Source organism: Bacillus sp. TL12, assembly GCF_022625245.1.
In the GTDB taxonomy this organism is placed as follows: Bacteria; Bacillota; Bacilli; order Bacillales; family Bacillaceae_G; genus Bacillus_A.
In genome coordinates this window covers 18,124-34,038 of the sequence record NZ_JAJJBY010000013.1, presented here as the reverse complement: position 1 = coordinate 34,038, position 15,915 = coordinate 18,124, and the positions used below count along the sequence as shown (strand labels likewise).

Sequence of the window (15,915 nt, the reverse complement as noted above, 5' to 3'; positions counted from 1 at the left end):
TTTTAGATGGGAGAGAAGATCCAATCATGCACAGATGCGACCAGGGCCCTTTTTAGCCCCAGGCCAAGTGAAAACAAAGGGAGAAAGTAAGTAGGAGTCTTTTTTTCTCCTTCATAGTCATAACTGGGCTGTAGAAAAATCAATATGGATTTTTCTATACAAAAAAAGAGCTTGCTACATAAACAAGCTCTCTCAAGACTCTAATACACAATACCCAATCATCCCGCACAATAATAAAAAGAAAGCGATATTAAATGTTACCGATAATTCTTCCATCCCTACCTCCCCCTTTATTCCAAAATATCACATGGATAAAGGGAGAAGAGGTCCTATTTGTAAACATTGCTTTAAAGTTTTCTGAACATTTCGTGAAAGTTAAGCGCTTTGACTTCCTTCCATTTGTGTTTTGTACATGTCATAATAACGACCTTTTTTCTCCATTAATTCATCATGAGATCCCTTTTCAAGAATCGTCCCTCGGTCAAGCACAATAATTTGATCTGCGCTCTTAATAGTAGAAAGGCGATGTGCAATAATAAATGTTGTTCGCCCCTTCTTCACAACTTCTAACGCTTTTTGAATCATCGCTTCTGTCTCTGTATCAATACTTGAAGTCGCTTCATCTAACACTAAAATGGCAGGATCAAATGCTAACGCACGTGCAAAAGAGATAAGTTGACGCTCTCCTGTGGAAAGCGTGCTTCCTTTTTCCGTAATTTCTTCTTCTATATTATTAGCAAATCGCTCTGCTCCCACATCGTGCAGTGCTTTTACAATTTTAGCCTTTGAAATCCTCGGATGTTCTAAGCTTACATTTGAGGCAACTGTACCGCTAAATAAAAACGGATCTTGCAGTACAATTCCCATATGCTCTCGGAGCGCTTGCTTCGGTATATCTTTCACGTCATGTTCATCGATTGTCAGTTTTCCTTTTTGAAACTCATAAAATTGGAAAAGCACATTCATAATGGAACTTTTCCCCGATCCAGTGTGACCAACGAGGGCAACCGTCTCTCCTTTTTTCGCTTCGAAAGAAATATTTTTTAATACTTCATCTTTCCCATTATAAGAAAATGAAACATCATCAAATCGAACATTCCCATTTAGACGCGGGATACGTTCCTCTTCAACTACTTCTCCCTTTTCATCTAACAATTCAAATACCCGCTCTGATGCAACGCGCGCTTGCTCTAAATTCGCAAGCTGATTCACCATATTGGTAATGGGTGAGAAGAGCCTTGTTAAATAATCGACAAATGCATACAGCACCCCCAAAGAAATAATTCCCGTAGCACTCAAAGAGGCGCCGCCAAAGTACCAAATAACTCCCGTAAAGGCAATATTACGCAAGACACCTACTAAGTTATGGGATGTCGCTGCATTTAAATTTAAAATTTTATTTTGGTACTTGAAGTAATCTTCATTTAATTCTTCAAATTCTTTCTTCGTTGTACGTTCTTGACGAAATGCCTGAATAATCGGCATTCCTTGAATGGATTCATTCACTGTTCCATTAATATCTGATAGTCGTGAGCGCATTTTATGATTATACACAGACGCATATTTTCGATATACAATAGCCCAAACGATTAAAATTGGGATGATGATTAAACAAAGAAGTGCTAATTTCATATCCAGTAAAAATAACGCAATAAAAATTCCGATAATGTAAATAAAACTAGAAACAAATGTCGCTAAAACTGTTACATATAACTCCCGAATTGCCTCTGTATCATTCGTTACACGCGATACAATTTTCCCTGCTGGTAAATGATCGAAATAACGAATCGGCAGAGTTTGAATATGGGAAAAGACATCTTCACGCATAATTTGAATGATTTTATTAGATGCTTTCTGTAAGAAAAACTGTTTACCATATGCAAATAAAGATACAACTAATAATAATGCAAAATACCCTCCGCCAAGTAAGAGTAATCGTTTCATCTCCGGTTCATAAAACGAATATACTTCTTTTCCTGTTAACATTTTCGCTTTATACACTTGCGTTGCTTTCCCGCTTTGAATTGTAATCATATCTCCCTTTACAGAACGTGTTCCCTCTATTGCGACTTTATTAGGTACAAAATAATAAGTGAAACCGACTTGTATAATACGAACTTCTTTTCCTTTTTGTTCCCCTTGTTCAAAATGGTCGCTTCGTTTATACCAAGCTCCGTTATAAAGTACGGCATCCTCACCTTGCACCGTTTCATGCCACGGCTTCTCAATTCCGACAATATGATCATCAATCATTATCTTTGCTACAAATGGGCCTGCCAGCTCTGCAATAACGAAAATAAATAACATTGCTAGTGCCGTAAAAATGGTCCCCTTTACTTTCATAGCATACCTAAATAACCTCTTTCCTACATTCATATTTTCACCTCACCCTCGGCCTTTTCGCCCTGCTGTCTTTCAAACTGCTCCGCATACCAGCCGCCACTCAACACGAGCCTATCATGTGTTCCTTCTTCAATGATTTCACCATTATCCATAACGAGAATCCAATCCGCATGTTGCACAGCTGACAGACGGTGCGTTGTAATAATGGTTGTTTTTCCGCTTCTTTCTCTTCGTATATTTTCAATAATCGCTGCTTCCGTTCTGGCATCTACAGCTGATAATGAATCATCTAAAATTAAAATTTCTGGATTTTGAATAACCGCTCGCGCAATCGAAATCCGTTGTTTTTGTCCGCCAGATAAAGAAACACCTTTCTCTCCAACAAGCGTCTCTAACCCTTCTGGAAGGAACTCTAAATCTTTTTTGAATGCTGCAATTTCAATCGCCTTTTCAAGTTCCTCTTCGCTTGCTTCTCTGTTTCCAAATAAAATATTTTCGCGTGCTGTTTTTGAAAATAGAATATGCTCTTGCGGTACATACCCAATCCAGCCTCGTACGTTCTCAGTTGAAATTGAACCAAGCGTAACGTCTGACACTGTAATGTCTCCTTCTCCAAGTGGATACTGACGAAGAAGTTGACGAACAAGGGTCGTTTTACCACTCCCTGTTTTCCCAACAATGCCAAGTGTTTCTCCCTGTTTTAATAAAAAAGACACATTTTTCAAATTCATATCTGGTGAAGCTGGATATGAAAAGGAAACTTTATCAAAGTCGATATACTCTGGTTCGTGTACACGCTTCGGCTTTTTCACATTCTTCACGTCAGGCTCATACGCTAACGTTTCATGAACGCGGTCTAGCGAAGCATTTCCACGCTGCATCACATTGATTAATTCACCAATCGCAAACATCGGCCAAATCATCATTCCAAGGTAAACGTTAAAGGAAACAAGTTCACCAAGTGTCACCTTCGACTGGAATACTAAAAATGCTCCATATACAAGACCAATCAAATAACTAAGACCAACTAGCATCTTCACAGTCGGCTGGAACAGCGCATCAATTCTTGCTACTTTCATATTTTTTTCATATACATCTGTTCCTAACCTATGAAACCTTTCTTCATCCGCTTTTTCCTGTACATATGCACGAATCACACGCACGCCTGCAATCGATTCAAGCACTTTATCATTCATATCTCCAAACGCATCTTGCGCAATTGTAAAGCGTTCATGTAACTTCTTCCCATATATATTCATCGCATATGCCATAATCGGCAAAGGAAGCAGTGCCGCAATTGTAAGTTCCCAACTAATTGAAAATCCCATCATAAAAACAATCGTTAACATATATAAGCTAGAATCGACGAGTGTCAAAATCCCAAAACCAGCAGTCATAGAAATCGCCTTTAAATCATTTGTCGCCCTTGCCATTAAATCACCAGTACGATTTTTGTGATAAAAGGTCGGTGTCATCTTCAGCAATTGCCCCATAAATTTTGAACGCATCGTTTTTTCAAGGACAAATGAACCACCAAATAATTGGTGCTGCCATACATACGTGAGTATATATCCAATGATCGTCGTCACTATTAAAATCCAAATATATTTCATAATGACTTCGCTTGTTAAAGACCCTATTTTTATATGATCAATTGTTAAGCCGATTACTTTTGGAGGAATAATTTCTACTACATTTACAACGAGAAGCGCTCCAATTGCGATACTATACCTCTTCCAATGTTCTTTAAAAAACCATGTTAGCTTTTGTAATACTGAAAACAATGAAATCTCTCCCTTCTCAATCTTGTTTCAGTCCACTTCCGATTTATCCGCTATCAAAAGCTCCTACTTTTACACCGTACCAATTATGCTCATTCCTCATCACTTCTCACCTTCCATATATTGTTTTTATCGAAACCATACAAAGTATGGAAACAACCAAAAATAGAGACAAAAAAGCGCATACCGCCGCTTGACGATATGCGCAAAAACGCATAAAAGCGTACGTTACGAAATACGCAACGTACGCTTTTTTAAAGACAAAAAAGCACTATCTTTCCGTACGGGTTGCGTAATGATATGGACGTTTTCCACCATGTAGTCCAGCTAAGCCAGTCATATTTACAATTACAATCATTACGCACACCTCCTTCATTTATTTTCCATTTTTAATTTTATAACTTTATGAACTTTTCTGTCAATTGTTTTTTTTATTATTTTACAAAACAAACTTTTATCACAAAAAATGAAAGATATATAATCCCCTTTCAATACTCAAGAAAAATTATCTATCGATATTATTATGGATTATCCTATATTTCCCTTAAAAATAAGGTAAACCCCTTTAAGAAAGGGCATACAAAATTAAAATCACATAAGAAATCGTTTTCATAAACATTTTGTTTGAAAAACATTCTCCCCCCCCTACAATCACCGTATACTCACTCTTACAAGTTGCTATTTTAGGAGGAAGAATCATGACAACGATAACTAGCAATACATACAAATTTTATTTAAACGGTGAATGGAGAGAAAGCTCTTCAGGGCAAACAATTGATATTCCATCACCATACTTACATGAAGTAATTGGGCAAGTACAAGCGATTACTCGCGAAGAAGTTGACGAAGCAATTGCCTCAGCAAAAGAAGCTCAAAAAGAATGGGCTGAAGTTTCTCTTCAAGATCGTGCAAAATATTTATATAAATGGGCTGATGAGCTTGTAAATATGCAAGATGAAATTGCCGATATCATCATGAAAGAAGTCGGTAAAGGTTATAAAGATGCGAAAAAAGAAGTTGTTCGTACAGCGGACTTCATTCGTTACACTGTAGACGAAGCATTACATATGCATGGCGAAAGCATGATGGGAGATAGTTTCCCTGGCGGATCTAAATCTAAACTTGCGATCGTTCAACGTGCACCACTTGGTGTCATTTTAGCGATCGCACCATTTAACTACCCTGTAAACTTATCTGCTGCAAAACTTGCACCAGCTCTTATTACAGGTAACGCTGTTATCTTTAAGCCTGCAACACAAGGCGCAATTAGCGGTATTAAAATGGTAGAAGCACTTCATAAAGCAGGTCTTCCAAAAGGACTTGTAAATATATCAACTGGACGCGGTTCTGTTATCGGTGACTACTTAGTAGAACATCCTGGCGTAAATATGGTATCGTTCACAGGTGGTACAAATACGGGTAAACACTTAGCGAAAAAAGCTGCTATGATTCCACTTGTATTAGAACTTGGCGGAAAAGACCCTGGTATCATACGTGAAGATGCTGACCTAGAGGAAGCAGCAAATCAGATCGTAAGCGGTGCGTTCTCATACTCTGGTCAACGTTGTACTGCAATCAAGCGCGTACTTGTACATGAAAATGTAGCGGACAAGCTTGTTAGCTTATTAAAAGATCAAGTGGCTGAATTAACTGTTGGTTCTCCAGAACAAGACAGCACAATCGTGCCATTAATCGACGATAAATCTGCTGATTTCGTTCAAGGATTAGTTGACGATGCGGTAGAAAAAGGCGCAACAATCGTGATCGGTAACAAGCGCGAGCGCAACTTAATCTATCCAACAATCATTGACAATGTAACAGAAGATATGAAAGTTGCTTGGGAAGAGCCATTCGGCCCAATCCTTCCAATTATCCGCGTTTCTTCTGATGAGCAAGCAATTGAAATTGCGAACAAATCAGAGTTCGGTCTGCAAGCAAGTGTCTTCACAAAAGACATTAACAAAGCATTTGCAATTGCGAACAAAATCGACACTGGTTCTGTTCAAATTAACGGACGTACAGAACGTGGCCCTGACCACTTCCCATTCATCGGTGTAAAAGGTTCTGGTATGGGAGCACAAGGTATTCGGAAGAACCTTGAGTCTATGACACGTGAGAAAGTAACTGTATTAAACTTAATGTAAATTTTAGAAGCTAGTCTACGATTGTAGATTAGCTTCTTTTTATATAAATACAGATAGAAGCGATCAGTTCCTTTTTTGGCCCCATGCCAAGTGAAAACAAAAAGAGAAAGCGAGTGGAGATTTCCTTTTATTTTCATAGCCACGACTTAAGTGCTTGAAAATAAAAATGGATATGTGTTAGAAAATCAAGTTAGATATATATTCTTTTATTCACCTATTCACTTATCTCATATGTTTTAGGGCTACTATTCATTACCCAATCCATTACATTCTCTAATAAAGGTACATCATAATGATGTTGTTTTTCATTGTTCAAGTTAGACAAAATCTCAAAAATATTTTTTACATTTTCTTCAATACTAACTGCATCTACAAAATGGACTCCATGAGGAGAAACAGTATTCATATATTGAAAATACTGCTTTTGTGGTTCTATAAGACTTAAATGTTTTTCAAAGTTACTTCGTCTTCGAGTAGTATCCTTTTCTTTCCTTTTTCTTAATTCTGTTTCACTTGTAGAAAGATGAATGTAGACATTCGGAAATCCTATATGTTTTCGTTTTATTCGATTTACATAAAACTCTTTCAAAAACGGTAAAGTTTGCGGAAATTCCCCCTGATAAATCCAGTTATACCAAATGGGCTGAAAAATATCTCCATCAAATAGAACTACATCATACGATTTTAGTTTTTCTTGTGCGATTTGCCACCTTTCAACTTGCCTTTCAAGATACCAATTTTCCGGTTCAGGATTAGGGCGCTGAAATAAGAAATTCACCTCTGGAATCACATAAGCATTGTACAATTCTGCAATCCTTCTACACGTTGTCGTTTTGCCAATACCACTTGCACCCTCCAAACAAATTAACTTCATATCGCACCTCCATTTTTCTTTATAAAACACGATTTCAATATTCTGCTTTGTCAATGTAACACAACTATCAACAAGATTCTTCAAAAGAACCTATTTCGAAAAAGCTCTCTCTTCTTATATAAATCCATTTTGATTTTTCAGCATATAAGCCACTGCTATACTTGCACCCGCCTGCTTTCTCTGTTTTAACTTGGCATGGGGCAGGAAGAGGATCTGACCGCTTCTATACATGGCCGGATGCTCTCTCCCGTCTAAAAAGAAAGGGTTTATGTCAGTTTTTAATTTGGATCTATATATAATGACAAATTCTTCACTATAGTCTGATTATTAACATAGCCATTGACGTATAAAAATTCATTTGTTACCCTTGATTATGTGAATTTAATACATAAATCCTCATTCGTATCTCGGTGAGGTAGAGGTTGCAGTCATTAAGATTATCATTTCGGGAGATGTAGTGGCATCGATGAACGAATGGGAAAGGAATGATTGCCGAAGTAAGAAATGTCCACCATGCATTCTTGCTGGGTCTGCTACTTAATAAGTACAGAACTGTCACAAGCATTTTGTTTGTGGAGAGCTATCGAGAGGTATGTCGTGGGTTTCTTATAGGATAGAAAGTACGTAGCGACAATGACACGTGCTTTTTTTGTTTTGTATGAAGCTTACCTTACTTCCTTTTTGGAAGACATACATATCTCCTCGCTTGACTTGGTTATACTAACTTTGGAGGTATTTTTTATGCAACAGAAAAAATGGGGCTTTTGGGTACTGACAGCATTCGTTGTCGGCAATATGGTTGGCGCTGGTATTTTCATGGTGCCAAGTACATTAGCACAAACAGCAAGCCCTCTCGGTGTTACTTTAGCTTGGTTAACAACAGGGTTTGGTGTTTTAATGCTAGCTCTTGTTTTTGGTAATTTAGCAATTCGTCGTCCTGATTTAACAACAGGACCACAAAGTCATGCATATGCTTTATTTTCATCACCAAAAAAGAAAAAAATGGCTGGATTCAGCATAGTTTGGGGCTACTGGGTCGCAAACTGGGCAAGTAATGTTGCGATTATTACATCTTTTGCAGGTTATTTATCACTCTTCTTCCCGATTATGAAAGATACACGTCTCTTATTTTCAATTGGTACTTTCAATGTTGAAGTTGGAAAACTCATTACATTTTCTATCTGTTCGCTCTTATTATGGGGAACACATATGATTTTAACAAACGGTGTAAACGGAGCTGGGAAATTAAACTTCCTCGCAACAACAACGAAGGTGACTGGATTCCTTCTATTTATCGTTGTTACTTTGTTTGCATTTCAAGCTTCTAAATTTGGACAATGGTACACACCAATAGTTGATAAAGAAGGCGTATCACATGGTCTACTTTCACAAGTGAATTTAGCTGCACTTACAACACTTTGGGCATTTATCGGTATTGAATCAGCTGTTCTTTTATCAAACCGAGCGAAATCTCCAAAAACGGTAAAACATGCAACTGTAGCTGGATTATTAATAACTGTTGCCATTTATTTAGGAATTACCATTTTAACAATGGGTGTTCTTCATATGGATAAACTACAAGCGTCTGAACGTCCATTAGCTGATGCATTAAATGCTGCAATGGGTCATGGCGGCGGGAAATTAATGGCCTTGCTTGCCCTTACTTCCCTATTCGGCTCAATCCTAGGCTGGATTTTATTAAGTTCAGAGGTACCGTATCAAGCAGCAAAAGAAGGATTCTTCCCTTCCTTCTTTGCAAAAACAAACAAAAAAGGAAGCCCAATTTATTCATTAAGACTAACAAATATTATGTCGCAAGTCTTCCTTTTCTCAACACTATCAGGAACAATTGCTGAGGCCTATACATTCGTTATTACTGTCTCAACTTTAGCTTACTTAATCCCTTATCTCGTTTCACCAATCTTCCAATTAAAACTCGTTGCAACTGGTGAAACATATAAAAATGAAATGGGTTCACGAATTATGGATGGCATTATCGCATTCATCGCCCTTTGTTATGCACTATGGGTAATTAAAACAGGATCTTCAGATATAAAAACATTCCTTCTTGGAATTGGTCTGTTCGTGATCGGTTTTGCCTTCTATCCATTAATGAATCGTGATGAAAAAAGAAATGAAGAAAACAAAAACGAGCAAATTGCTTAACGCAATTTGCTCGTTTTTATTTTTGTATACGAAAGAAACCTTTATAATAAAAGATAGAGGTGAAAAACATGTCAATTGAAACGCTATGGCGTGATCGTTTCCAAAAACATATACAAAACAGTCTTACATATTTTTTTCGAATGATTAGTGGTTTATTATATAGCTTCATCTTTATCTCATGTATCGGTGCATATTATTACGCCAAGTTTTTAAAAACATCTCCTTCTAAAGGAATCTCATTATTACTCATCATAACTGTGCTTACAATCGTTATAACAAGATGTAACATTCGTACTTTTATCCAAAAGCCTGACGCTGTCTATTTACTGGCACTTGAAGAGAAATTAACATCTTATTTCAAACAATCTCTTCTTTATAATTATGTCATACAGCTATTTCCATTACTATTTACGTTTCTAATCATTACACCGCTGGCAATACAAACATTACAGACAACTGTTCCATTCTTATGTACAATCTTTTTCATTTTAATGTTACTAAAAGGTTGGAACTTATATATCAATTGGATATGGCGTGATCATGATAACAGCCACATCTGGCTTATTATTCGATTCGCTTGCACTGCACTAATTCTTTACATGCTTTTTCAATCCGTATCAGTCTTTCTATTAAGTGCTGTTCTCTTACTTCCAGCATTTATACTTATTTATACAGTAAAGCAACCGACAAAACGAATTAGCTGGGAACATATCATTGAACAAGAAGAAAAAATGGACATGCACTTTTACCAATTTGCAAACTTTTTCACCGATGTCCCGCAGCTGAAAAAACAAGTAAAACAAAGAAAGTGGCTAACGAGTTGGCTAGAACCTATATTACATAAAAAACAATCTACTTTTTTATATTTAAACACTTTATCATTTTTACGTGCAAATGATTATTTTGGTATATATATTCGATTAACTATCATTGGTTCTTTCATTTTATATTTCGTACCGAATGTATTTACAAAAGGCGCTATTACTTGTTGTCTCTTATATATGACCTCTATGCAATTGCGTGCCTTGTGGAAATATTTTTCAGGAAATAATATTGTAGCATTATATCCTATTTCACACGCCACACGAATAAATCAATTTCTTACTCTTGTATTTTCATTAGCAATCGTTCAGCTAGCGGTATTTTCCATGATTATACTCGCTTCAGCGCAGCAGTTTTTACCGATACTTTCAACTAGTATAGTCAGCATATTTTTCATCAAATTTATTATAGTACCAAAAACAAAAAAACGAATTTCTTTGCCGAGAATTTAAATTAGGGCCTTAACAGCTTGTTAGTCATTTAGAACCATGATTTATACTTCTTTTATTTTAAAAATTAAAAGAGAGCATTTGAATGTGCTCTCTTTCTTTGCATGAGTAACAATAGATAATTTTATCCGCTCATTGATTAATTGCTTTCCAATAAGAGTATACAGCTGCTTTCGCTTGCATCAATTTCATAAGCTATTCCTTTCACCTATTTCCCCTTGTGGTAAACTACTTCTCCTTGCAAAACAGTCATTAAAACTTTTGCATCTGGAATTTTATCCTTACTCATTTCAGTTATATCCTCATCAAGTACTATCATATCAGCAGATTTACCTACTTCAATAGAACCAGTTATATGATCAAGTCCTAATGATTTGGCAGGCTTAATTGTATAAGCATCAATAGCTGCGTATACATCAGGTAAACCTTTTTCACCAATGCTTAGTGAATTCGCAATAGTGACAAGTGGGTTCAGTTCATTTACATCCCAATCGCTACTAAGTGAGACATTTGCTCCTGTTTTCCAAATTCGCCCTAACGGCATAATTCGTTTCAGCTGTTGATCTGAGAAATACATACTTGCCCAGCTTTGCTTAGGATCTTCAGCAAAATCATGGCCTACCTGAAAATCAGCGCTAACACCTAAATCAGCAAAACGGTTAATATCACTATCTTCTACCATTTCCACATGAGTGAGGGTATATGGCTGAGTTGCTCCATCATTCTTTGCTGCTTCAATCGCATTTAAGCTCTCTCTTGCCCCACCGTCTCCAATCGTATGAATCAGTGCACCATAACCAATTTTATCGAGTTCGGTCAACCACCATTTCATTTTTTGTTCTGGAATATAGTTCAAACCATATGGAGTTCCTTTAAACCACTCAAATTTATATTTTTCCAGTGTTTTAGCTGTGCCGTTGATGCTAATTCCATCACTATACATTTTCACTTGATTAATAAACATTCGAGACGATGAATCATCACGCTTAATTTTTTTGAAATACTCAATTTGTTCTGCTTCATTTAAATTTGGATACACCCACGGACGAAGGACTACTCGTGATGTTAACTTTTTCTCATCATACACTTTATTCCAGACATCTAACCAACCTCTTTTCCAATATAGACGTCCATCACCAACTGTAGTAATACCATTCTTCGCAATCTCATCTAAGCCATCCAACAAACCTTCGTAATTTTTTTCAAACAGATTTGGTTGGGAACTCCATGCTTGCTCCATTACAATATCACCAGCTGAGTCATAAAGAATACCAAAAGGCTCTCCTGTTTCCGGATCCCGAATAATTCTTCCCCCTTGCGGATCTTTCGTCTCTTTATTCATTCCAGCCAACTCCATTGCTTTAGAGTTAACCCATACGGAATGAGCGGTTCTTTCCATAATTACTACAGGATTATTGGGAAACAGCTCATCAAGGAGTTGTAATGGCGTTTGCTCTTCTGATTCTTCGTCCATATCTTCTAACAAACTCTCCAAACTAAATCCTGATCCGCTTATCCATTCCCCTTCTTTTACATCTTTTTGGCAAACCTTTAAATAGGAACGTTGGTCTTGTAATGAAGCATCTGGTGACACACTACAATCCCCTGCCGCTGGTGATTTTGCTTCAAATATATGATTATGATTGTCCACAAAACCAGGAAGGACGGAACGCCATTGTAAATCTATGACTTTCGTATCTTTATCTATAAATTCTTCTACATCCTTGTTGGAACCAACGAATGTAATTTTACCACCTTTAATGGCTACAGCTTCTGCCATATCTTGTTTTTGATTAGAAGTATAGATTACACCATTTTTAAACACTACATTGTCTGGCAAATGGCTAGGAAGGACAGTACTGTTTTCCTTGGCTCCTCCTACTTCAGGAGTGCATGCTGAAATCAACATCATATTAAAAATCAGACAAATGGCCATTATTGCTTTCTTCGAAATTCTTTTCATACTTTTGCTCCTTGTATTAAAATAAACTGCTTTTAAAAATAGAATAGACGTTAACATCGTCTCAAGCTCAACTCGTATTGATGTTACATTTTAAAAAGATCCCAAATAGAAAATTCATTCTCCCGATTTTTCATTCTTTTGAATTTTTGAGGTAACAAATGAACGGGACAATACCATGTTAAACAATTCATTGCGCCTCCCATTGTCGATATATCTCCTACATGAACTGGAATCGCATGTTTATCAGTATGTTTTTGGATGTATCGTAAGACTTCCTGATCTTTAGATAATCCAAACCTAGGAACATAGAGAGCATCGCTTGTTTCTAACATATTTATATATAAACCTTTGGCTGATGCTATTTCTTGATCATATTGCCCTTTCTCTGTATAAGAAGAAGGAACAACTACAAATTCAGCTTCTGGCATCTGTTCTTGAATCATTTCTTGAATGCTATGCCTAAATTCGGAATCTCCTAGAAAGTCACTAATAAACATCGTATGTTCATCAATAAACTTAATCATACCGTCTGCATGCGCAAGTACATCTCCTGGTTCAGAAGGAATGATAATAACACGACTGACATCTAAATCCCATTTCAGCTGCTCTATGATTTCTTTTTCTGTCCAATCATAATTATCGTCAAGTATACGATCCGTTAGTATAATGGTATCTTTTTTATTCCAAATGAGATTACCGCCATCTAATATCAATGGGGAAATAATATATTCAAAGTCATTTTTCTTCAGCCATTTATTGAATTGTTGATTTAAATATCGACTTTGACTTTCAGGTAAGTAATCTGGTTGGTATTTAAATTTAACGAGGTGATTTGTTACAACTGGTGCAACGTCTCTCAACCAAATGTCGTCATACTCAAAGAAGTTTGTATCAAAATCTTGTTCTTCCACAGTTAAAGATATAAGTTGATCGGTACATGCTTTATTTTCATTTAGGTTCTCATTAAAATAAATAAGATCCTCATAAAATGGTCGATAATATTGATTCGATTTATGTGGTATTGCAGTAAAGATAATTCCATTGTGCATTTGATTCATATTGTTTACCTCACTATTTTAAAGGTTATTGAGTCATTGATTGGAATAAGTCATTATCAAGATAAAGTGAAGCTTTAATCAGTGGGGGTGCTTCATCCCTCACCAATCGGACTTTTCCGAGCAGCCCGGCCCCCACCTAATTTCTTTTAGACGGGTTCTTACTGCCCGCAAATAGCGGGATACATACAATTATTCCTCAATTCTCTTATGATTATATATTTTAGAAACGTGCACATTTCATAGGTGGATTATAGCACGGAGAAATATTATATATTTATATAAAAAATATAAAGCCGTGGTTAAGCGGAAAATTCGCTCTTGACAAGATTTTTATAATAATTTTTTTATTTATTAACTAAATAAAGTATGATAAATAATTTTGAACATAAACCATCTTAAAAATAACTTCCGCTTTCTCTTTAAACGACTCTTCTTTTATAAAATTACACCTTAAGAATAAAATAAAACCTTGATCTCCTACTTAATGTAAGGAAACCAAGGTTTTATTTTCCACAAAATGCATTACCCTATATACGCATTTTGACGTCAGAACCCTTAAAGGAAGCTTATAAGTATGAACTGAAAGTCTCTATTTTTAATCACTTTTTTTAGGCATTTCTCATATAGTGAAAATGACTAAAAATTTCCTGATCGTATGCATCATCTATAAGTTACACAATGTTTAATCATATATAAAAGATGGGAGCCCACCTATGAACAACCAGCACACTTCAACGCCCCCAAATCACTCCGAGGAAAATAAAAGAGAAATTAGCTTACAAACACTAAGGGTCATTGGACTCATTGTACTAATTAGTGGCTATATCCTTGTCGCTCTCTCTGAAGTTGGTGAACTGAAAAATCTTTTAATGAATCCTCGCGCTAACAATACATTAGCTGAAGACGATGTTTTTTAGAAAAGTAATGCTATATAAAAAGCGAATCATTATACGAACGATTCGCTTTTTGTATATTCCCTTATCCTATATGAGATATATTTTCTTCACGATATTTTGTCCTATTAATTGCTTTCATAAATAACAAAATACTACTTATACCAACTAAAAAATAAACAATGCTCATTCCCCATGACGCTATAAAAGATCCTAACATAATCCCTAATGCTCCATTCATTTTTGCTACCTGAAATACCATACCATTGATAGCCATATAAGAGCTTCGGGCGTCGTCTGGAACCATATCAGCCATAATCGATTGACGCACTGGCACATACATCATTTCTCCAACCGTTTGGAACAGCCCTGCTATTAATAAAATCCACAAGCTATTGCTTGATCCAAGTATTGTAAATCCAATTGTATAAATGAACAAGCCCACATATAATAGTTTCAAATCATTGAAGCGCTTCGTCATTTTAATTACAAGAGCTGAAAATAAAACAATCAAAATCGTATTCTCTGCAGAAATCCAACTTAGCATGCGGATACCTGTTAAATCAAAAGTGATATTATTTCCAAATGCAAATTGAATTGTTTCGAATTCCTTTTGCAAGCGTACACCTAAATAATTATTAAGCTGAAATTCTAACGATAACGTACATATACTTGCCAAACAGAATATCAAAAATGATCGGTCTGTCATCACGACCTTGTAGCTTTCTATCATTTCTTTTAACACATGTTTCTGTTTTGTTTTTTGCCGAGTGACATATACCTCTTCCATATATACTGTAATCAAATACAGCGTCACAAGTGCTACCACTGTTAATAATACAAATAATTGAAAACGGTAATGTTCAAATAATAATCCTCCAAAGATTGCTCCAATCGCAATAGACAAGTTGATTGCCCAATAATTGATACTATACATAACCTTTCGATTCTCAGGCGTACTCACATCAATTAACATTGCCTCTGTCGCTGGGTTCATAAGTCCTGAACCAAGGCTATTCGTTAACATAAAAACGAAAGTTAACCAAGGCGAATCTATATAATCTGAATTCGCAATTCCCATACAAGCGATAGAAGCGACTTGTATCACTTGCCCTATAATCATGACCTTTTTTCGTCCTAATCGATCTCCAATATAACCACCATAAAGCCCAATGACTAGTGCTGCCATTACATTTATTAGTAATAAAACACCTGCAAGGACACTGCCTAGCTTTACTGAAAAATAAATCGCCATAAACGGGAAAATCATTGTTGATACCGTACGTGTTAAAAATGATGTTATAATTCTAATCTTTATATTTCGATGCATACTCCAAAATCCCATATTCTCTCCCCCTTATGTGTATTCATTTTACTTTGAAAAAGTGGAAGAAAAAGGTTAGAATATTCTAAAGAAATTCC

10 protein-coding genes and 1 riboswitch are annotated in these 15,915 nt (G+C 36.1%); of the genes, 4 read left to right on the top strand and 6 right to left on the bottom strand.

The annotated features are described in order from the left end of the window. Positions 1–375: 375 nt before the first annotated feature. Positions 376–2,376: an ABC transporter ATP-binding protein gene (locus LOK41_RS14255; RefSeq protein WP_241817118.1), complete on the bottom strand. Its 2,001-nt coding sequence runs from the start codon at positions 2,374–2,376 to the stop codon at positions 376–378. Further along, the gene (locus LOK41_RS14250) at positions 2,373–4,127 is read right to left on the bottom strand and encodes an ABC transporter ATP-binding protein (RefSeq protein ID WP_241817117.1); all 1,755 of its coding nucleotides are present in this window, start codon (positions 4,125–4,127) and stop codon (positions 2,373–2,375) included. Before LOK41_RS14250 ends, LOK41_RS14255 begins: the two co-directional genes overlap by 4 nt. Positions 4,128–4,822: 695 nt before the next feature. On the opposite strand from LOK41_RS14250, the gene LOK41_RS14245 reads away from it, so the two are divergent. Beyond that, positions 4,823–6,268, top strand: a complete 1,446-nt coding sequence (locus tag LOK41_RS14245) for an NADP-dependent glyceraldehyde-3-phosphate dehydrogenase (RefSeq protein WP_241817116.1) — start codon at positions 4,823–4,825, stop codon at positions 6,266–6,268. Positions 6,269–6,482: 214 nt separating this feature from the next. On the opposite strand, the gene LOK41_RS14240 is transcribed toward LOK41_RS14245, so the two are convergent. Further along, complete coding sequence (locus LOK41_RS14240) at positions 6,483–7,142, bottom strand: AAA family ATPase (protein ID WP_241817115.1); 660 nt, start codon at positions 7,140–7,142, stop codon at positions 6,483–6,485. A 408-nt stretch (positions 7,143–7,550) separates the two neighbouring features. Then, positions 7,551–7,733: riboswitch (Lysine riboswitch) on the top strand. Between the two features lie 150 nt (positions 7,734–7,883). Here LOK41_RS14240 and LOK41_RS14235 point away from each other — a divergent pair. Continuing rightward, positions 7,884–9,308: an amino acid permease gene (locus tag LOK41_RS14235; RefSeq protein ID WP_241817114.1), complete on the top strand. Its 1,425-nt coding sequence runs from the start codon at positions 7,884–7,886 to the stop codon at positions 9,306–9,308. 68 nt (positions 9,309–9,376) lie between these two features. After that, complete coding sequence (locus LOK41_RS14230; RefSeq protein ID WP_241817113.1) at positions 9,377–10,582, top strand: ABC transporter permease; 1,206 nt, start codon at positions 9,377–9,379, stop codon at positions 10,580–10,582. A 205-nt stretch (positions 10,583–10,787) separates the two neighbouring features. Here LOK41_RS14230 and LOK41_RS14225 read toward each other — a convergent pair whose 3' ends face one another. Continuing rightward, on the bottom strand, positions 10,788–12,542 hold the full coding sequence (locus tag LOK41_RS14225) for an amidohydrolase (protein WP_241817112.1): 1,755 nt from the start codon (positions 12,540–12,542) through the stop codon (positions 10,788–10,790). An 83-nt stretch (positions 12,543–12,625) separates the two neighbouring features. Then, on the bottom strand, positions 12,626–13,600 hold the full coding sequence (locus LOK41_RS14220; protein WP_241817111.1) for an agmatine deiminase family protein: 975 nt from the start codon (positions 13,598–13,600) through the stop codon (positions 12,626–12,628). A gap of 713 nt (positions 13,601–14,313) precedes the next feature. Here LOK41_RS14220 and LOK41_RS14215 point away from each other — a divergent pair. After that, complete coding sequence (locus LOK41_RS14215; protein ID WP_241817110.1) at positions 14,314–14,517, top strand: hypothetical protein; 204 nt, start codon at positions 14,314–14,316, stop codon at positions 14,515–14,517. Positions 14,518–14,578: 61 nt separating this feature from the next. Here LOK41_RS14215 and LOK41_RS14210 read toward each other — a convergent pair whose 3' ends face one another. After that, positions 14,579–15,838, bottom strand: coding sequence for an MDR family MFS transporter (locus LOK41_RS14210; protein ID WP_241817109.1), 1,260 nt, complete (start codon positions 15,836–15,838; stop codon positions 14,579–14,581). Positions 15,839–15,915: the final 77 nt, after the last annotated feature.